The organism is Spirochaetota bacterium (assembly GCA_035477215.1).
Lineage (GTDB): Bacteria > Spirochaetota > UBA4802 > UBA4802 > UBA5368 > MVZN01.
In genome coordinates, this window is sequence record DATIKU010000015.1 from 1 (window position 1) to 19,752 (window position 19,752).

The 19,752-nt window shown below is 58.1% G+C and carries 15 protein-coding genes; 14 read left to right on the plus strand and 1 reads right to left on the minus strand.

The window, feature by feature from the left end; all coding sequences use genetic code 11:
• From VLM75_03040 to VLM75_03100, 13 genes are all read left to right on the plus strand, one after another.
• Window positions 1-384, plus strand: a 384-nt coding sequence (locus VLM75_03040) for a CoA transferase subunit A (protein ID HSV95892.1), incomplete at its 5' end; no start/stop codon positions are given.
• 13 nt (window positions 385-397) lie between these two features.
• A complete protein-coding gene (locus tag VLM75_03045; protein ID HSV95893.1) occupies window positions 398-1,198 on the plus strand; it encodes a CoA-transferase in 801 nt (266 codons plus the stop codon).
• A 311-nt stretch (window positions 1,199-1,509) separates the two neighbouring features.
• Window positions 1,510-2,877 carry an MmgE/PrpD family protein gene (locus VLM75_03050; GenBank protein HSV95894.1) on the plus strand — a complete coding sequence of 456 codons (1,368 nt, stop codon included), beginning with the start codon at window positions 1,510-1,512 and terminating at the stop codon, window positions 2,875-2,877.
• A 30-nt stretch (window positions 2,878-2,907) separates the two neighbouring features.
• On the plus strand, window positions 2,908-4,074 hold the full coding sequence (locus tag VLM75_03055; GenBank protein HSV95895.1) for an acyl-CoA dehydrogenase family protein: 1,167 nt from the start codon (window positions 2,908-2,910) through the stop codon (window positions 4,072-4,074).
• Between the two features lie 18 nt (window positions 4,075-4,092).
• Entirely contained in the window at window positions 4,093-4,533 is a 441-nt protein-coding gene (locus VLM75_03060) for a hypothetical protein (protein ID HSV95896.1), read from the plus strand.
• A 54-nt stretch (window positions 4,534-4,587) separates the two neighbouring features.
• Window positions 4,588-6,462, plus strand: coding sequence for an aldehyde ferredoxin oxidoreductase family protein (locus tag VLM75_03065; protein HSV95897.1), 1,875 nt, complete (start codon window positions 4,588-4,590; stop codon window positions 6,460-6,462).
• The gene (locus VLM75_03070; GenBank protein ID HSV95898.1) at window positions 6,459-6,686 is read left to right on the plus strand and encodes a MoaD/ThiS family protein; all 228 of its coding nucleotides are present in this window, start codon (window positions 6,459-6,461) and stop codon (window positions 6,684-6,686) included. Before VLM75_03065 ends, VLM75_03070 begins: the two co-directional genes overlap by 4 nt.
• A 201-nt stretch (window positions 6,687-6,887) precedes the next feature.
• On the plus strand, window positions 6,888-8,054 hold the full coding sequence (locus VLM75_03075) for a Xaa-Pro peptidase family protein (protein HSV95899.1): 1,167 nt from the start codon (window positions 6,888-6,890) through the stop codon (window positions 8,052-8,054).
• 73 nt (window positions 8,055-8,127) lie between these two features.
• Window positions 8,128-9,693 (plus strand): sulfatase, encoded by a 1,566-nt coding sequence (locus VLM75_03080; GenBank protein HSV95900.1) that lies wholly within the window; start codon window positions 8,128-8,130, stop codon window positions 9,691-9,693.
• A gap of 639 nt (window positions 9,694-10,332) precedes the next feature.
• On the plus strand, window positions 10,333-11,925 hold the full coding sequence (locus tag VLM75_03085) for a methyl-accepting chemotaxis protein (GenBank protein HSV95901.1): 1,593 nt from the start codon (window positions 10,333-10,335) through the stop codon (window positions 11,923-11,925).
• Between the two features lie 121 nt (window positions 11,926-12,046).
• Window positions 12,047-12,169 carry a hypothetical protein gene (locus tag VLM75_03090; GenBank protein HSV95902.1) on the plus strand — a complete coding sequence of 41 codons (123 nt, stop codon included), beginning with the start codon at window positions 12,047-12,049 and terminating at the stop codon, window positions 12,167-12,169.
• 221 nt (window positions 12,170-12,390) lie between these two features.
• Window positions 12,391-14,262, plus strand: a complete 1,872-nt coding sequence (locus VLM75_03095; GenBank protein HSV95903.1) for a C45 family autoproteolytic acyltransferase/hydrolase — start codon at window positions 12,391-12,393, stop codon at window positions 14,260-14,262.
• A gap of 176 nt (window positions 14,263-14,438) precedes the next feature.
• On the plus strand, window positions 14,439-16,130 hold the full coding sequence (locus VLM75_03100; GenBank protein ID HSV95904.1) for a glutamine--tRNA ligase/YqeY domain fusion protein: 1,692 nt from the start codon (window positions 14,439-14,441) through the stop codon (window positions 16,128-16,130).
• A gap of 510 nt (window positions 16,131-16,640) precedes the next feature.
• On the opposite strand, the gene VLM75_03105 is transcribed toward VLM75_03100, so the two are convergent.
• Window positions 16,641-17,588 (minus strand): cation diffusion facilitator family transporter, encoded by a 948-nt coding sequence (locus VLM75_03105; GenBank protein ID HSV95905.1) that lies wholly within the window; start codon window positions 17,586-17,588, stop codon window positions 16,641-16,643.
• 299 nt (window positions 17,589-17,887) lie between these two features.
• Between VLM75_03105 and VLM75_03110 the strand changes: the two genes are divergently transcribed.
• Window positions 17,888-19,693: a methyl-accepting chemotaxis protein gene (locus VLM75_03110; protein ID HSV95906.1), complete on the plus strand. Its 1,806-nt coding sequence runs from the start codon at window positions 17,888-17,890 to the stop codon at window positions 19,691-19,693.
• The last annotated feature ends 59 nt before the right edge of the window (window positions 19,694-19,752 follow it).

The window sequence follows — 19,752 nt, forward strand, 5'->3', positions numbered from 1 at the left end:
GGCGGGGACTGCAAGTGGGGCGCGAACGCGGCGAAGAAGGTGATCGTCAGCTGCGAGCGCATCGTCAGCCGCGAGACGATCGGCAAGGATCCGTCGCGCACCATCGTTCCGGCCTTCAAGGTGGTGGCCGTCACCGAGGAGCCCTTCGGAGCGCACCCGGGCTACACGCCGGGTTTCTACGATGTCGACTTCTCGTTCGGCTATACCTACCAGCAGGCCTCCAACACCGAGGAAGGCTTCCAGGCATTCCTGGACGAATGGGTATTCGGCGTGAAGGACCGCGTGGAATACACTCAGAAATACATACAGAAATTCGGCTATCCCCAGTTCAAAAAGCTCCAGGCGAAGTTCGACTACGGGTATCCGGTTAGCTACGCATATTGATGGAGGCATGAGAATGACCACACATCCCGACGACTATATCAAACCCGAACTCATGGCGTGCTGCGGCGCGCGTGAGATAGGCGATGGCGATATCGTCATCGTGGGCACCGGATTTCCGACGATGTCGGCGAATATCGCCAAATACACGCATGCCCCAGGGGCGACGATGCTGCAGGAATCCGGCGTCTACGACGCGCGTCCGACGCGCCCGGCCCTTTCGGTGGGAGACCCCTGTCTCAACCCCGGCGCGGCCATGATAGGCGGCCTCGTCGAGGTGATGGGCATGTTTCTTCAGGGGGGATGGATCGACGTGGGCTTTCTCTCGGGAAGCCAGGTGGACAAGTTCGGCAATATCAACACCACCGCGATCGGCGATTACGACAGCCCCCAGAGCCGCCTCCCCGGCTCGGGAGGGGCGAACCCCATCGGCGCGCTGGCGAAGCACGTGCTCATCATAGCACTGCACGACACGCGCAGTCTTGCCGAGCGCGTCGATTTCATCACCACACCGGGATATCTCGACGGGCCCGGCGCGCGCGAGAGGTGGGGGCTTCCGCCAGGGACCGGGCCGAAGGTGATCATCACCAACAAGGCCGTACTGCGCTTCGACGAATCGACGAAGGAGGCGTATCTGGCGAGTTATCATCCCGCCACCTCGGTCGACGAGGTGGTGAAGCTCACGCCGTGGAAGCTCAACGTGAGCGACGACGTTCGCGAGACGGAGCCGCCGAGGGCGGATGAGCTGAAAGCCCTTAGAGAGGTGCTCGATCCGTTCAGGATGATCAAGATATACGAAAAGCGGGGATACGTCTGATATGCTCGTATGCATTAAAGTTGTTGCTTTACCGGGTGTCATTACCAGCCCCGGCCTTATCGGGGCGCGGTAATCTCATAGAGCATTTAGTTTTCTGGTGAAAACGTGTTGCCTTTTGAGATCGCCACGTCGGCCTGCGGCCTCCTCGCGATGACATTTTTTTCGGTTACGCAACATGTCTTTGCCATAAAGAGCCGTTCCGCGGCATGGACGGTTTCTATCCCCGCCTTCGGCGGGGGAGAAACGGAATCGCACGGGGAAAACCGATTTGTTCACGGTATACATATAAACGGATTAACCGGGAGGTGGATATGGACCATACGAGGAAGCTCGCGCGCTTCTGTTCGGATGTCGCGTTCGATTCGCTGCCGCGCGAGGTGATACACAAGGCCAAGCTCTGCGTGCTCGATTACATCGCGAACATCTATGGCTCGCTCGAGCTGGATGCCGTACGCGCGGTCGTCGACTACGTGGAATCTCTCGGCGGGCCGAAAGCCGCGACCGCGCTCGGCTGCGGTTTTAAAACGGGATTGCAGAGCGCGGCCTTCATCAACGGCACCACGGCCGAGGCCATCGAGGCGCAGGACGGCCTTCGCTTCGGGGGGAACCATCCGGTTTCCGCGGTGCTGCCGGTCGCGTTCGTACTGGCCGAGTCCCTCAAACTCGGCGGTGAGAAGGTAATCGAGGCGGTGGTAGCCGGGTACGAGGCGGCCGACCGGCCCGCCGCGGCCATGCATCCCTGGCACACGCTATCGGGCTTTCTGCCCACCGGCACCTGCGGCACCTTCGGCGCGGCGGCGGCCGCGGCGAAACTCATGGGGCTGGACGAGGCCGGTATGCTGAACGCGATAGGGAACGCCGGGTACCTCCTGCCGCTTTCAATGGCCGAACAGCTCATGGGAGGCTTCACCATCAAGATCGTGCAGGGCGGGCAGGCGGCGAGCGCCGGGATTATGGCGGCGGGCCTGGCATCGAAGGGCATTACGGGCTGTCCCGAGGTGCTGGAGGGCTCGGCACTGAAGGGCGGTTTTACCCAGATCACGGCGCGGGCCGAGCCGAAATGCGAGCGCATCACCGACGGGCTGGGGGAGCATTATTCCATCATGGATATTTACTTCAAGCCATATACCGCGTGCAGGCATACGCACGGCGCGGCACAGGCGGCCCTGGAGCTCGTCAGGGAGCGGGGATTCAAAGCGGGTGAAGTGGATTCGATTGCGGTGCACACCTACGGGGTGGCCGAGCTCGCGGTGGGGAAGGGGGTCCCCGAGGGCGGCAGCTTCGTCTCTGCGCAGTTTTCCATCCCCTATGTCGTCGCCGTCTGCATTCTCGACGGCGACCTGGGTCCGGGTCAGCTCACCGAGCGGAGGATCGCCGACGGTACGGTGCTCGACCTCGCGAAACGGGTCTCGATCCGTACCGACGACGAGCTTAACAAGGCCTACCCGGACAAGACATCGAGCCGCGTCGAAATAGTGCTTAAAGACGGGCGAAGCTTCGTGAAACAGACGGACATCCCCAAGGGAGACCCGCGCGATCCGATGGAGGCGGAAGACCTGACGGCAAAACTGCGCCGGTTCGCGGGCAAGCGCGACGGCTCGCGCCTGGACAGGATAGTCGGGATGGTCATGGAGATTGAGAGGCTCCGGGATATAAAGGAGCTCGCGCGCATCATATAGCGAACGCTAAAGGCAGAGACAGGAGAAAACATGGATTTCACGTTAAGCGAAGAACAAAAGATGCTGGTGGAAACGCTCCGGACGATGGGGGAGCGGGAGAATTTCAGGGAGCTCGCCAAAAAGATCGACGAGACGTGCGAGTTCCCTTTCGAGCTCATCGCGCGCTACAGCGAGATGGGACTTCTGGGCATGACGCTCTCGCCGGAATACGGGGGCGGGGGACAATCGGCGGTGGACGCCATCCTCGCGGTCGAGGAGCTGGCCAAGTTCAGCCCCATGATCGCCGCCCCGGTTTTCGAGTCGAATGTGGGTCCGGTCCGGGTCATTGATCTTTTCGGCACGGACGAGCAGAAGAAGCGGATCCTTCCCGGGGTCTGCAGCGGGAAACTCAGCGTCTCGGTGTGCATGACCGAGCCCGAGGTGGGATCCGACCTCACCTCGCTCGGCACCAAGGCGGTCGAGGACGGTGATTCGTATGTCCTCAATGGAAGAAAGGCCTTTATCACGGGCGGCGGGCACGCAAGCCATTACATGGTCTACACGCGCTTCGGCGACGCGAAGGGTTACAAGGCCATAGGCGGGCTGCTGGTTGAGAAGGGGATGCCGGGCTTCACTTTCGGAAAACAGGAACGCTATATGGGCCTGCGCGGCATGCCCTCGTGCGACCTCTTTTTCGACGACGTGCGCGTGCCTAAAGCGAACCTTGTCGTTCCGCCCGGCGACTTCGGAAAGCTCATGTGGACCTTCGACATCGAGCGCTGCGGGAACGCCGCCATGTGTCTGGGTGTGGCCGGAGGCGCGCTTAACGAGGCGAAGGCATACGCCATGGAGCGCAACGCCTTCGGGCGGCCCATCTGCGAGTTCCAGGCGGTGCAGTTCCTGGTGGTGGACATGGCCACGAAGCTCGACGCGGCGCGCCTCCTGGTGTACCGGGCGGCAAGCGGCGCCGGACAGGGACTGCCCTCCATTTACGAGGCCTCGATGGCGAAAGCGTACGCGAACGAGATGGTGGTGGAAGTGACCGACAAGGCCATGCAGGTCTTCGGCGGGTATGGTTACAGCAGTGAGTTTCCGGTCGAGCGGATGTACCGCGACGCCAAGGCATGGGGCGTGGCCGGCGGGACACTGCAGATGCTGAAAATAGGCGTGGCGGGTATGATCTTCGGTAGAAGGTTCGACCAGCGTAAAGGAAATTGAAACCAGGGGAGGCGCAAGATGAGCCAGTACTACAAGGACGCTGACGATCTCTACAAGATATACGGCTATTTCCTGGGCCGCGTGCTTCAGGACCCGAAGATCGGCACCAAGATGGCGAAGGCCGGCATCATCATCAAATTCATGTATACCGATCCCGACGCCGAGATCACCATCGATCTTAAAAATCCTCCGGAGAAGGAAGGCTTTTTTGGCACCTATTACCTGGGGCCCTGCGAGCTTCCGGCCGACGTGTGGTCAAAGCAGCCGGCGGACCATTCCCACCGTTTCTGGCACGGCCTTGAAAATCCGATAGCGGGCATCACCAAGGGGATCATCAAACAGGGCGGCAAGGTGACCGCAATGCTGAAACTGCTTCCGGTCATCAAGCCGGCCTTCCACATGTTTCCCATTGCGCTCGAAGAGCTGGGAAGGCAGGACCTGATAGTAATTAAAAAGTAAAAGTTTTCGCCCGTGGACGCACCTGACGCAAAATATTTCTTAGAAGGGTATGCCATGTACGCCAATACAGGAAAAATAGCGAAGGTTGATCTTACCGCCCGGAAGGTGGAGGACATGCGCCTTTCCGAAGAGGTATACCGGGCGTTTATTGGAGGCAGCGGTCTCGCCGCGAAGCTCTTCATGGACATGGCTGACATGTCGGCCGACGCGCTTTCCCCGGAGGCCCCGCTCATCTTCATGAACGGGCCGCTTGCCGGCGTCAGGCTTTCGGGGGCGAGCAGGATGAGCGCCGCCGCCCGCTCGCCGCTCACCGGCGGTTTCGCGGACTCATCGTGTGGAGGATACTTCGCGCCGGCCCTGCGCTACGCCGGTTATGACGGTATGATTATTACGGGAAAGGCCGAACGCCCGTCGATGCTCCTCATTTCGGGCGGCGCGGTCTCGATCGCCGATGCCGGCGAGCTGTGGGGCGGAGGAATTGCCGAAGCGACCGCCGTACTGAGGGAGCGATACGGCATGCGCAGCCGCTCGCTCGTCATCGGGCCGGCGGGCGAGAACCTGGTGCCCTTGGCCTGCGTCATGCACGAGGCGCACCACGCGTTTGGGCGCTGCGGCCTTGGCGCGGTGATGGGATCGAAGGCCTTGAAGGCGATCGTGATCGAGCCGCATACCGGCGCCGCTGCGCTCGCCGATCCCTCCCGCATGAAGGAGCTCGTAAAGGAACTTACCCCGCGGATCAAAGACTACCTCATGTCGCAGGTGCTGCACGATTTCGGCTCGCCCGGAAACCTGGAGGGCCACATGTACACCGGCGACGTTCCGATAAGGAACTGGACCTCCAGTTTTTCAGAGGAGATGGCCGAGGCCCTGACCGGGAGCACTCTCTCGGATAGCTACCTGACCGGAACGGGCACCTGCGCGTATTGCGCAGTGGCCTGCAAGCGGATCGTAAAGGTGGAAGACGGGCCATTCGCGATACCCGTGGGGCCGGGCCCGGAATACGAGACGGTCGTATCGTTCGGGAGCCTCGTCGGCTCGGCCGACCTGGCCGCGGTCTGTAAGGCGGGGAGGGTGTGCAACGACCTCGGAATGGACACCATCTCTGCGGGCGCGACGATCGCCTGGGCCATGGAGGCCTTCGAAAAGGGCCACCTGTCAGCTCAGGAGACCGATGGTGTCGCGCTCGAGTGGGGCGATATGCATACGGTGATCGATATCTTACTTCCGGCGATGGCCGCGCGGTCGGGAAAGCTCGGCGAACTGCTTTCGATGGGAAGCCGCGCGGCGGCGGAGAAGACCGGGCGCGGTTCGATCGCCTATACCGTGCAGTGCAAGGGGCTCGAGGCGCCGATGCACGACCCGCGCGGCGGCGGGCACGGCCATGCGCTCGCCTACGCGGTGAGCCCGCGCGGCGCCTGCCACGTGTCCACGGCCATGCACTTCATGGAGACCGGGGCCTGCAATTATCCCGAAATCGGTTTCGAGTTCAATCTCGAAGCTCTTACAGACAGGGGGAAGCCCGAAACGATGAAGCTTGCCGCGGCGGTCGGCGCGATCGAAAACAGCGCCTGCCTCTGCCAGTATGCCGACCGCTCGTTAAGCTTTACGGAGATCGTGGAGCTCTTGAACGCCGCGACCGGTTTCGGTTACACCGCCGAAACGCTCATGGAGGCGGGGTACCGGATATTCCACCTCAAGCGTCTCGTCAATTATCGCCTGGGTCTTCGCGCCTGTGACGACTCACTCACCGAAAGGATGCGCGAGCCAGCGCGCGACGGCGAGCCCGCGGGTATACCGATCGAATTCGATTCGATGCTGGAGCGCTTCTACGCGTTGATGGACATGGACCCCGAAAAAGGTATCGCCCGCGCCGAAAGGCTCGAGAGCCTCGGCCTCGGCGATGAGGCCCGCCTGTCGTGGGGGAAGTGACGATAACGGTCCACCTGAGCGGCGTCGGGCCGCTCAGGGACGTCGTCGGCGAGCGCCCGATCGAGTTGCCCGCCGGCGCGACCATCGCGGTACTCGCGTCCCTTCTCGACATCCGCAAAGACTACAACGAGGTGTATATAGTCAACGGCCGGCGGCGCGCACGCGACGCGCCACTCGAGCAGGGCGATATTGTGAAGGTCGTCTCGCTCATGGCGGGAGGATAGGCGAGGGGCTGTCCGGTTGCTGGTTATAAAGAATAATGGCATTAATTCTCTGCCGAAAGTACGCATCGCTGGAGGGGCCTTAGTCGAAGGGGGCGCGCCGGTGGCGTGCGTATCCATCACCCCCGGTCCGTGTCGATAAGTCTTGACATTCCCTCCATTTGATGAAAGTCTGCTGGAAATTATCACGTGGAGGTCGCACGCATGAATATACCTATCGATTATGGAAAGCGACTGGTAAAGGTCCGCGAACAGATGAGCGCGCTCGGCATCGACGCCTTCGTCGGCACGCGGACGGTGAGTCTTTCGTACGTGGCCGGCGCCTTCGTGCCCTGGCGCAGCGCCGTCATCGTTACCCGCGATTTCGCCGGGCTCATCACCATGCTCCTCGACCTGGAACGGCTGAAGGACGAATCGTGGCTCTCGAACATTTCCCCGTACGCGCCGATCCCGGGCATGGACCTGTGGGACCTCGTGGTGCATCACATCAAACAAAACGGCATGGAGAAGGCCAGGATCGGCGTAGAGCTGGGGCACTCGCCCCGCGGCAATACCGGCTACCTTTTTGCCACCGAATTCGAACTTCTGAAAAAATCACTCCCGGATGCGACCTTCGTAAACGCCACCTCGGTAATGGACAGGGCAACGTATATAAAAGAACCGTCGGAAATACTGCTCCTCAGGCAGGCCGCCGGAATGGCCGACGCTGCGGTCCAGTGCGTGAAGGAGTCGCTCTGCGTCGGCATCACCGAAACCGAGATAGCAGGCATCGGCGAGATGGAGCTGCGCAGGCTGGGAAGCGAGTACCACTGGGCGGTGACGGGGTCGTCCGAGGTGGCCTCGGGCTACCGGGCATGTTACAACATGAACGGCACGACCCAGCCCACGCCGAAGATCGTTCAGAAGGGCGAAAACATCATAGCCGACTTCCATCCCCTCTGCCGCCTCTACTGCTCGGACCTCGCGCACAATTTCATACTCGGCAAGCCCTCGGCCGAGCAGGAGAAGCTCGCCGACGCGTACGTTCAGACCGCGCAGACCATCGTGAGCAATTTCAAGGCGGGCAACAGGGTCGGCGACGTGCACGCGGCGGTCATGGACAAGCTCGGCGCGCTCGGATACGCGCAGTACGCCATTCCGTCGTTCGGCCACGGCCTCGGCGTGATGGGCCACGAGTGGTACCCGGCGATAATCGCGAACGAGGAGTTCCGCGACGTGGTCCTCGAGGAAAACGTCGTCGAGGTGGCCTTCCTGGCCATGAGCGTGCCGGGAGTATGCGGGATGCGGCTGGAATGTCCGGTGCTCGTCACGAAGGACGGTGGCGAGATGCTCTGCAAGACGCCGCTCGAGCTTTCGGTGATAGACATATAGGTTTCCCCTGGGTGCATATTTCGGGGTTTCGCCGGCGTGGTCTTGATGAAATAAATTCGGTGTGAGGTGCGCCATGTCCGAAAAGCTTTCCCGTCGCGAACTCATTAAGAAGTCAGCTCGGATCGGAGCCGCCGTCGGCGGGGCGGCGCTCCTCGGAGGGGGCGTGTATTCGCTTCTCAGCGAAAATTCGATCGATGAGCTGTACGGGACCTATCCGGAAGGCGCATCGAAGTATCCGCTTGCGATCGCGGACCCGTCGGCCCCAAGGCCCAATGTCATTTTAATATATTGCGACGACCTCGGTTACGGGGATGCGGGCTGTTACGGCGGGACCGCAATACGCACACCGAATATCGACACGCTGGCCCGCCGGGGCTTCCGAGCCACCGACTACTATGTCTGCAACGCCGTCTGCGCGCCCTCGCGCGCGGGACTTCTCACCGGGCGCTATCCCTTTCGCTCGGGCATCATCGGAAACACCTATCCCAAGGGAGAGCCCCGCGCCAGGGTACTGGCGCGAAAATTCGGCGGCGCACTCAAAAGCCTGGGGGTGATGGACATCCGCGAGGATTACGTTGCGCGCGGCATATCCGACAACGAGATCACCCTTGCAGAGGGCCTGAAAAAGGCGGGATACCGCACGGGAATGATCGGCAAGTGGCACCTTGGCGATTACAGCACACAGCCGGAATTCAATCCGCGCAGACACGGCTTCGACGAGTACTTCGGCGTGCCCCACTCGAACGACATGATTCCCTGTCCGCTCTTTCGAAACGAACAGATGCTCGAGGCCGACATCGGCACCAGTGAGGAGATCCAGAAGAGGCTGACGGGCCTTTATACGAAAGAAGCGCTCAAGTTCATCGACGAGAGCGGCAAGGTCCCGTTTTTCCTGTATTTCGCCCACACCTACCCGCACCAGCCCATTCACGCCTCGGAGCGCTTTGAAAAGAAGTCGAAGGCGGGGCTCTTCGGAGACTCCGTGGAGGAGATCGACTGGAGCGTCGGCGAGATTGTCGGACTGTTGAGAAAGAAGGGACTCGAGCGGAATACCCTGATCATCTTCACGAGCGATAACGGTCCATGGTATGAGGGCAGTGCCGGTCCGTTCCGCGGGCGCAAGGGACAGAGCTACGAGGGCGGTTTCCGCGTGCCCTTCGTTGCGGCCTGGCCAGGACGCATACCGGCCGGGCGGGTGAGCTCGGTTCCGATCATGAACCTTGACCTCTATCCGACGATTTTCGGTCTGGCGGGGGTCGCTCTTCCCGGCGATCGCGTCATCGACGGCAAAAACATCGACGGCGTGCTCTCGGGCCGGTCGAACGCCTCGCCGCACGACGCCATTTATTTCTACCATTACGACCTCCTGGAGGGCGTGCGCGCCGGCAAGTGGAAATATATTGACAAGATGAACCGCTACGTGTGGCCCATCGCCATGGATACGGCGCCCGTGCCCGACGCGCTCGGCAAAAAACAGATGGGCGTCCGCTGGCCGCTGCTTTACGATTTACAGAACGACCCGGGAGAGAACTACAACGTCATTAACACCTATCCAGACACGGCCGAAAAACTTAAGGGCCTGATGGCGGACTGGAAGAATAGGACCGAAAAGAACCCGCGGGGGTTTGGGAAGGTGTGAGTAGAAACATCCGAAGGCGCATACACGTTTGCGCGCCTTTGGATATATCGTTTGATACATTTATTGACGTAAGCGTGGGTATGATTCTTGAGTTTTCGGTTGTGCGCCGGTAACGCCGTTAATCCTCGACATATCATACGGGGCGGCGCCCTCACCCTCATGTCGAAGCCGGAGGAGGACCGCACGGAGCCCCCCTTCACCCTCAAGTTCATGCGCTCGTCGCGAGACATCGAGGGCGCGATCGGGTAGGGGAGATGACCATCGGGATGATTCGACGGAGCATCGGACCTTTCCCATCGGGTCTCAATGCGTTTTGGGTATCCGAAGAACATGGTGAGGCATCGAAATCCGTCGATCTTTTTTCCTCACGCATGCAAAAGATTCTTGACTATTCGATAATTATCACACGGCATTAACGTTGGATTTGTTTCCAACGGGCACAGAGTGCGTTACCGCTGTTGAGACATGTTAACGGGGCCGGGGCGCATTGCTTGAAGGTGCATATGGAAAATATCGAGTTGTCCTTTTCGGCTCCGCGGTGCCGTACGGCGCAGGGACGAATGGATGCCCGTGAAGGGCCGGCCGTCGTCTGTAACGATCAGGGCACCTCGAGAATAAAATAGGGAATGGGTTGCTTTATTGGGTCGGGGAAGGCATGTTCTGGGTGTACCGGATATCACGGGATTCAACGAGTACCTTAATGAATTAACCTATTCATCCCTGAAGGTGCTGACGCTTTTCGGCTCCTTTCTCTATGCCTCTTTTTTTCTCCTCGATTACGTGGTGGCGCCCCCAGGGCTTCTTCCATACTTCGCCGCGTATCGTTTCACCGCCTGCGGTGTTGTGGCCGCACAGTACATCATCCTTCTCAGATCAAAGCCGACGGGAAGAACCTTTCTCCACGGATACCTGGCCTCGTTCGTCGCAACGGTGCCCATTGTCCTGATGAACGTCCATCTGGGGGGGTTCGATTCCGGTTATTACGCGGGCCTCAATGTCGTGATTATCGGGATAAACATCCTGGTCTTGTGGCACTATCGTCATTCCGCGGTGAACGGGTCGATTACGGTCATCCTTTACGTCGGGGCAAACCTGCTCTTCGGCGGCGATTACTCTATTCGAACGCTTGTCGCCAATCTTTTCTTCATGCTGTCGACCCTTTTTTTCGCCGTGATCATCAGTTATCTTCGCTTTAACCAGATGAAAAGCGAGTTCAGGCTACGAGAGGATCTCGCGGGCGCCCAGGTCGCCGAGATTAACGAACTCGCCCGCGTGGCCCAGCGGGTCGCATCAGGCGACCTGACCGTGGAGATCGAAAAAAAATCATCGGATACGGCGGGGATTCTTGAAACCTCATTTGAAACGATGATACGCGACCTGCACGCAGCCCTCGCGAACGTGAAGGAAATGTCCATTCTTGTCGCGGGTTTCGCCCAGGACATCAAGGCGCGGACGGACGTAATGGCGTCGGGCTTGCGCGAGCAGCTCGAGCAGACCAAACGATCCGGGGACGCTGTCGGCACCATGACCGAGACGATTATGGGAAATGCCGCGACCGTGCTTCGCACCGACGAAACGGCCGGCAAGGCCATCGTCTCAGCGTCCCGCGGCGGAGAGTTCGTTGAAAAGGCCGTGGAGGGGATGAGCACGGTGGCCAGGGTCGTCAGGGAGTCGGCGGACAAAGTGCGCCTTCTGGGACGGTCCGGACAGAAAATCAACGAGATAGTCCTTGTGATCAACGAGATCGCCGATCGTACGAACCTCCTGGCCCTGAACGCCGCCATTGAGGCGGCGCGTGCCGGGGAGCAGGGGAAAGGGTTCGCCATCGTGGCCGATGAAATCGGAAAACTTTCCGACAGCACCGCCCGGGCCACCAAGGAAATTACCGGGATACTGCAGACCGTCCTCGGCGAGATCGGAGGGGCCGTTTCCGCGATGGAGCTTGCCAATCGTGAGGTGGACTCGTCGATCCATTACGCCGGTGAAATGCACGCGTCCGTGAAAGACATCATCGAGTTGTCGGGCGGCCTGCGCGGAATGATATCCCGGATCGCATCATCGAGCAAGGCTGAAAGCGACGCCGCGGAGGAGATCAACCGCAACATCGCCGCCATAAACGATATCGCGCTCACTACGGAGCGCTACCTGGACGGCGTATCGGAATCAGTTGCCGGCTTGAGTGAGCAGGCCGCGAAGCTCGAGGACACGGTAAAAAAATTCAAGATCGCATGAATAGAACATCCCTTGCATCGAGAGCCGCCTAAGGGTACGATTGCCGATTGCATCGGATACTGGGCGATAAGCCTTCGTGGGGCGAGAATCTCCGACGCCAGAGCGACCAGGACATCCGGATATGAATCTTTTCGAGTTGATCTCGCTTGTTTCCCTACTCTACCTTCCCGGCGCGGCCTTCACCGTCATCGCCTTCGCGGGGAACCTGCTGATCACCGGTTATCATTGCCTGGATGGTTTCTAATACGAGGTCATGAAGCCCCCTTCGATCGCCGGCATCGCCTTTTCCCTCTACTATGTCGGTTATGGGAACCTCTATAAATTACCCTTTGCTTGCTTTTTAATGTTTTTTAGGTTTCACCAGATGGAGTACAATCCATATTCATTCATATCCTTGACAAAACCTGTCGCTCAAAGGACTCTCGGACAACTGACGCAAAGTTAATACGAACTACGGAGGTATCCATGAAACGCGGTCCCATCATCATACTCGTAGTTATAATTACCATTTCCTGCGGTCTCCTGTTCATTAAATCCCGGCTCATCAGCACGGGAAGCGCGTACGTACCTGACAGCGCAGTGGCCGAACGGCTCGCGGCGGAAAAACAGCGACTTGAGGGCGGCAGGACATGGTTGGGCGCCGCCTGGAAAGAGCGCAGGCCGGAGGGCATCATCATCTCCATGACGGGCGGGCCCTATGAGATGGGGTACCAGCATGGAACGCTCCTCAGGGATGAGATTTTCAGCGGCGTGGTGCCGGTGTTCGCCGACCCCGTAACGAATTCGCGGGAGCATCGGGCGAAGCCGATGTTTTTAAGAAAGCTCATGCTCGCCTATTTGGATTTCGCAGTCTTCGGGCCGCTGGAGCGCAATACTCCATCGGAATACCTCATGGAACTCAAGGGTATCGCCGACGGTTCGGGAATGGGGTATCGCGATCTTGTCAGGGCGACATTCAAATCAGAGCTTACGATGATCATGTTACCGGGTGTTGTGAAGGGAAAGGCGAAATCGCTCGGCATCAGCGCCGAATGCTCCGACTTCGCGGCCGCCGGCTCCGCCACCGCGGACGGAAAGCTCATCATGGGCAGGAACACCGATTATGCCGGGCAGGGCAGATGGATGGACGCCCAGACGGTGTTCATTTATCGCCCGTTACAGGGATATGCCTACGTTAATATCTCCACAGCGGGCCTTATAAAATGTAATTCCGCCGTGAACGAGAATGGAATCGTTATCGGCGGCCACTTTATGGGATTCGACGGGACCGGACCGCGCGGAATGTCCTTTACGGTGCTCGAGCACGAAATCATGCGTAAAGCGTCCACAATCGACGAGGCCGTCGATATCGTAAAACGCGGCCCCAGGGCCGGTGCGTTCGGATTCATGGTGGCTGATGGCGCAAAACGCGATGCCGTGGCGATCGAGGCCAACGGGGAACTGGTCGGGGTGCGGAGGATGGAAAACGGCGTGCTGGTGCTCACCAACTTCGCCACAACGGTCGAGCTCGAGAAGGTCGATCTCATGAAGCGCAACAACCTTGTGATGCGCGACATGCTCGGGCGCTACCTGCGCGTCGGCGAGCTCATTGCCGCAAGCAGGGGGCGCATAACGGGCGGGATGGCGGCCTCATTCATGGGCGATAGGCTGGACATGGTTACGCGGACCGAGCGGGCGACCGGGATCACCGTCGGCGCAGCCAATAACGTTACCTCGGCGGTTTTTATTCCGGAGGACGGCATCGTGTGGATAGCGTCCGGCGTGGAGCCGGCGTGTGACGGGAGGTTCCATGGGCTGGATGTCCGCGCGGAGCTCACCGGTACTCCCCCGCGACGGCTTCCGGTACTTACGGGTTATGCCTGGAAGGAGAATTCGAAACAGAAGGGGCTGCGGCATTTCATGAAGGCGTACGCCGCGCACGAAGAGGACCCCTTTGATACCACAAAAATCATGACCAACCTCAACGCGGCCATTGCGCTTGATCCGAACGAGTCCATTTATCTCCGCCTTAAAGCCTCTCTACTGCTGTATTCCGGCACTTACAAGGAGGCGATCACCCTGCTCGAGAGATCCCTCGATATGCCGCAGTCGAACAGCGAGCGCGCCCATGCTCTTCTGCTTGCCGGACAGGGTCTGGATCTCATGGGGGAGCGGGATAGGGCGATTGCGCGCTACCGCATGGCTGAGGCAATCCACGCCGCGCACGGGCCCGATATCCTGAAAGGGGTCAACCATATGCTTGCGGGATTCTGTAAAAAGTATATCGAAAAGCCGTTTACGGTAAAACAAATAGCTGATATTCCGGTGGCCTTCAGTTCCGAGTCGGGTATCGAATAGCTACCATAAACCCCTGTCGCGGGTGCTGTTTCTTTTCGTCGAGGTTAAATAATGCCGCCGTGAACGGATTCACGGCGGCGTTTTATCCAAATCCTTGACAAAACGCCCGCCCCGGTCGATTCTTCGCGCACGGGGGCGGCAGGCCCCCGTATACAGCATTTGAAACGGCGGGCCCGATGGACAGCGAAGAAAAGATCAAACCGCAGAACTTCATAGAAGAAATAATCGAAGAGGATTTAAAAAGCGGCAAGAACGGCGCGGCCGTTCACACCCGCTTCCCTCCGGAGCCAAACGGCTATCTCCATATCGGTCACGCCAAATCGATTTGCCTGAACTTTGGTCTTGCGGCCAAGTACGGCGGCAGGTGCAATCTTCGCTTTGATGATACAAATCCCGAAAAGGAAGAAGTCGAGTACGTTGACTCAATCATGGAGGACGTTCGCTGGCTCGGTTTCCAGTGGCACGACCGACCCTATTACGCCTCGGATTATTTTGGGGCCATCTATGACTGGGCGATTCTACTGATAAACAGGGGCCTTGCCTACGTATGTGATATGAGCGCGGAGGAGATCGCCGCTACGCGCGGCACGCCGATTGAGCCGGGCAAGACAAGCCCGTGGCGCGACCGTACGGTCGATGAAAATCTCGACCTCTTCGCACGGATGAAAAACGGAGAATTTCCCGACGGAGCAAAGGTGCTCCGCGCGAAAATCGACATGGACTCCCCCAATATGCACATGCGCGACCCCGTACTGTACCGCATCAAGCGCGCCGAGCACCACCGCACCGGCAACGACTGGTGCATCTACCCCATGTACGACTTCGCCCACGGCCAGTCAGATTATATCGAGGGGATTACGCATTCAATCTGCACGCTCGAGTTCGAGGTGCATAGGCCTCTTTACGACTGGTTCCTGGACCACATCGCCGAGGAAGGAAGGGTGCGCCCGCGGCAGATCGAATTCGCGCGCCTCAACCTCGGCTATACGGTGATGAGCAAGCGCCTGCTGCTTCGACTGGTTAAGGAAGGCCGCGTGAAGGGATGGGACGATCCGCGCATGCCCACCATATCGGGGCTTCGCAGGCGCGGCTGTACGCCCGAATCCATCCGTTCCTTCACCTCGATCATCGGCGTGGCCAAGCGCGACACGGTGGTCGACATGGCCCTGCTCGAGCACTGCATCCGGGAGGACCTCAATAAACGCTCGCCGCGCGTGATGGGAGTGCTCAACCCGCTGAAACTCGTCATCGAGAATTATCCCGAAGACCGCGTGGACGAGTTCGAGATCGTGAACAACCAGGAGGACCAATCGGCCGGATCGCGCAGGGTGCCGTTCTCGCGCGTCGTCTATATCGAGCGCGAAGATTTCATGGAAGAACCGCCGAAAGGCTTTTTCAGACTTGCACCGGGGCGCGAGGTGCGTCTGCGCGGCGCCTGCCTTGTAACCTGTACCGGCGTGCTGAAGAACGAACAGGGTGATATTACTGAGCTTCGCTGTACCTGGGACCCGGCATCGATCGGCGGCACCGCGCCCGACGGGCGCAAGGTAAGGGGTACTCTGCACTGGGTTTCGGCCGCGCACGCGGTTCGGGCCGAAGTGAGGCTCTACGACCGTCTGTTCACGAAGGAGGACCCGTACGAGACGGAGGAGGGGAAGGATTTTCTTTCCAATATAAATTCTGATTCACTGAAAATCGTGAAGGGGTATATAGAGCCGTATGTCGCTTCAGCGCTTCCGGGAGACCGCTTCCAGTTCGAGCGCCTGGGCTATTTCTGCGTGGATCCCGAAAGCGGGGAGGGGCGGCTTGTCTTCAACCGAACCATCGCCCTGAAGGATTCGTGGGCCCGGGAGAAGAAAAAAGGATAGGCCGGCCGACGCGGTTTTATGCCGGTAACGAGGCTGTTTTTCCCCGGGTCGCCCGATAAACCCGGCCGTCGTTCCCGGGGTCAACACGGTCAGTCATTCGTGCCGGCTCTTTCCGTGAAAAAAATCATTCCACTGATTGCAATCGTTTGCTGTCTGTTCTGCTTCGCCTGCGGCGGCGACAAATCGCCTGCAGATTCTTCGTACGGGTCGCTCAATCCGCCTTCGTGGCTGATTGGCACGTGGAAGTTTGACGATTATTTGATTACAGCCGCCAAAAGCACGATAAAGGACGGCGCGTTCAACTGGTCTGACTATGGACGGGCGACGAAAATTAAAGAGAAAGTCGAGGGAGACGTTTATCATGTTTCATTCGGCGGCGCCCATCATTCGATGAAAAAGATCGATGGTAGTACGATCGAGTTCGTGAATAACGGGGTAAAATCGACTATAAAAACTGTAAAAAGAAGCGAAGATGGGTGTATAACGCGTGAACGGGAATCGTTGAAATGTTTACGATTTCCTTTTCCCGCGCCGCGCAGGCGGATGGTAGTGGATATACACCCGCCTGAGCAGTTCAATCTTCATGCATAGTAGCTTTTCGACCGAGTCCGCAATCCTGTTGCCTTCCGAGACGCTCAGGTTGCCGTCGATGCCGATGGTGATATTAACCATATAATAAGGGCCGAACCTGTGGGTATGGACGCTTTCAACGCTTTTTACATCCCCCCGGGTCGAGAGGATTTCCCTGATTTTACGGTTCATTTCGGCGCCCGGTACCGTATCCATGAGCTCGGCCGTGGATTCCCTCAAAATGTCAATGCCCGTCTTGGCAACCACGATCGCCACCAGCGCTCCCGCCAGCGGGTCAACCCATGAAAACCCGAAAAGCCCGAGCGTTATTCCGACAGCGACCCCAAGTGAGGCGAAAATATCATTGCGGTGATCCTTCGCGAGCGCCGATACGGCCGTGTTCTGCATGACCCGGCTGACCGCATTGGCGTTGAGCATCAGAAATATTTTCGTAACTATGGTTATGAGCGCCGCGATCAATGTGAAAAACTCCACGGGATTTCTTTCCTTCGTTCCGGACAACATGTCGAAGGTGGAATTGATCGAGTCCCAGAAAATGGCGATACCGGTGGTAATGACGAAGGCCCCGATAATGACGGCCGCGATACTTTCGAGCTGGTGGTGCCCGTAGGGGTGCTCGTTGTCGGCGGGCTGGGCGGACAGCTTTACCAGCAGTTTCACGAAGAGGAAATAGACGACATCCGAGAAGGAGTTGATGCCGTCGGCCAAAAGCGCTTTACTGTGGCCGAATATTCCCGCCGAGATTTTAAGCAGGGCGAGCAGGGCGTTCGCGTACAGTCCGAGGTTGACGACCCGGTTTGACTGCCTCTGGCGTCTGGCGTCAAAAGCCAATTCGGCGGTTTTCAGCAAATCGGTTTCAGTGGTCATGTGTAATTTTATGGATATCCGTTTTCACTGATGCTCCATGATGGAAACACAATCGTGATATCCGTCTCATTATTTACGGCGCCTCGTGTTTCTGCAACCTATAATTGTTTAATGTTTTCCGCTCTAAACCATTAATCAGAGTCGTTGAAAATTATGGGAACACCAGGTTTCCGGATGGTGCACAAGCTTCATTGTGTTGGGATTTACCATATGATTATGAATCAAATTATATTGACATACGTGAAAAATTGCTTTTAACTCGATGGTTGACGGCGTACATTAACGCTGGAGGGGCTTCAATGAAAAGCAGATTTCCCCTGTTAAAGCTTAGCCTGTCGCTCGAATTTTTCGCTTATTCGTTCCCCGTGGTGCTGCTTGCGTATTTTGTCGTAATCGGCGGGAATTATCTGGATAATCTTACACCGTTTATGTTAAGCGCCGGAGCCGGTTCGGCCGCCGCGTTCCTGATTTTCAATATATTGCGATGGGCGGACATGGTGCCTGTTTTCAGGGCTCTGAGAAAACCACATGGGAGAACGACCGAGGATTTCGTAGAGTATAAAAAAAGGCTGCTGAGAAGGCCGATGAGGGAGGCGCTCGCGATACCGATGCGCTATTTTATTGGTGTCGGGGTTGCTTTGTTTTTCATGAACCATCTGGGAGTTTTAAACCGGCCCACCCTGTTTATCATGCCGATTGCCACCCTTATGGTCATTCCGGTAAACATGAGTCTCTTCTATTTTCAGACCGAGGTGGGCCTCGCGCCGTATCTCCAGGATCCCCGGTTATCAGGCGTTTCCATTCCCCCCGGGGGGTACTCGCCGCTCGGAACATTCATCCGGATACTGTGGGTCCTGGTGGCGGTCCTTCTTGTCCCTATGATAATCTTCACGACCTTTCTCTATATGATTACGAACAACATGATTGTTCTGCATAACTTCTTTTTTCATATAGTTTTTATAAGTATTTTCCTGCTTGGGACAGTGCTTGTCAGCGCGTACTATTTCGCGAAATCCACGAAGTTCAATCTCTCCGGCATAAAGGCCGCGCTCAACAGGATGGCGGAGGGACAGCTCAGCGTTCGTTTCGTGCCCATGACCTCGACCGACGAGGCGGGCGAGATGACGGTTGACATCAACAATCTCCAGGTGAAGCTTTTCGGTGTGATTCGGCGCATTCAGGAGTATTCCGATGAGATAATGTCCGCGATAGGCGAGGTTTCGGCCACCACCACATCGTTCGCGGATAACGCGCAGAACCAGGCGGCCTCCACCGAGGAAATAAGCAGTACCCTCGAGGAGGTCGGCGCCGGAATCGAAAACATCGCTGACAACTCTGCCAGCCAGAATGAAAGGCTGGCGGCGCTGCATCTCCTTATGGAAAAGCTTTCCGCCAGTCTTGAGATGGTCGGCGGTAAGCTCGAGGGATATCTCCGTATATCCAATTCAATAGCCTCGAGCGGAAAGGCGGGCGAGGTATCACTCAACAGAATGCGCGAGAGCATGTCCGCGATAAATGACAGGTCGAAAGAGATGATCGCGGTAACCGGTATCATTAACGATATATCGGACAGGATAAACCTCCTTTCCCTCAACGCCGCCATCGAGGCGGCGCGCGCGGGCAACGCGGGAAGGGGATTCGCCGTCGTTGCGGACGAGATTTCGAAACTGGCCGACCAGACGTCTGTGAGCATCAATGAAATCGACCGGTTCATCAAAAAAAACAACGAGGAGATTGAAGGAGGGATGGACGGTGTGAAACAGACGATATCCTCACTCGAAAATATCCTCGCGGGCGTACAATCGATAGGCGGTGGCATGAGCGAGCTGTCCGCGGTGATGAGAGAGCAGTTTGCGCTGAATGAAAAAGTCAATCAGTCCGCCGAAGACGTTCGAAAGCGATCCGAAGAGATAAAGAGCTCGACCGATGAGCAAAGGACCGCTACCGGGGAAATAGTGAAGTCGGTCTCCAGTGTCAATATGCTTACGCAGTCCTATGCCACCGGCGCGGAGGAGATGCTGGCCACAGCGGAAAACACCGCGGCAATAGTCGAGAAGCTAAGGGAAGCGGTCGATTTTTTCTCTCTGGACGAGGGGCGGGCGTAGGGCGGAGAGGGCGGGCGCCGGAGATCATCGCATTTTACTTTTTCCGGTATAGTTCATCG

Coding starts and splice junctions, on each gene's coding strand:
- VLM75_03045 (HSV95893.1), top strand. CDS start 398: ATGACCACACATCCCGACGACTATATCAAACCCGAACTCATGGCGTGC.
- VLM75_03050 (HSV95894.1), top strand. CDS start 1,510: ATGGACCATACGAGGAAGCTCGCGCGCTTCTGTTCGGATGTCGCGTTC.
- VLM75_03055 (HSV95895.1), top strand. CDS start 2,908: ATGGATTTCACGTTAAGCGAAGAACAAAAGATGCTGGTGGAAACGCTC.
- VLM75_03060 (HSV95896.1), top strand. CDS start 4,093: ATGAGCCAGTACTACAAGGACGCTGACGATCTCTACAAGATATACGGC.
- VLM75_03065 (HSV95897.1), top strand. CDS start 4,588: ATGTACGCCAATACAGGAAAAATAGCGAAGGTTGATCTTACCGCCCGG.
- VLM75_03075 (HSV95899.1), top strand. CDS start 6,888: ATGAATATACCTATCGATTATGGAAAGCGACTGGTAAAGGTCCGCGAA.
- VLM75_03080 (HSV95900.1), top strand. CDS start 8,128: ATGTCCGAAAAGCTTTCCCGTCGCGAACTCATTAAGAAGTCAGCTCGG.
- VLM75_03090 (HSV95902.1), top strand. CDS start 12,047: ATGAATCTTTTCGAGTTGATCTCGCTTGTTTCCCTACTCTACCTTCCC.
- VLM75_03095 (HSV95903.1), top strand. CDS start 12,391: ATGAAACGCGGTCCCATCATCATACTCGTAGTTATAATTACCATTTCC.
- VLM75_03100 (HSV95904.1), top strand. CDS start 14,439: ATGGACAGCGAAGAAAAGATCAAACCGCAGAACTTCATAGAAGAAATA.
- VLM75_03105 (HSV95905.1), bottom strand. CDS start 17,588: ATGACCACTGAAACCGATTTGCTGAAAACCGCCGAATTGGCTTTTGAC.
- VLM75_03110 (HSV95906.1), top strand. CDS start 17,888: ATGAAAAGCAGATTTCCCCTGTTAAAGCTTAGCCTGTCGCTCGAATTT.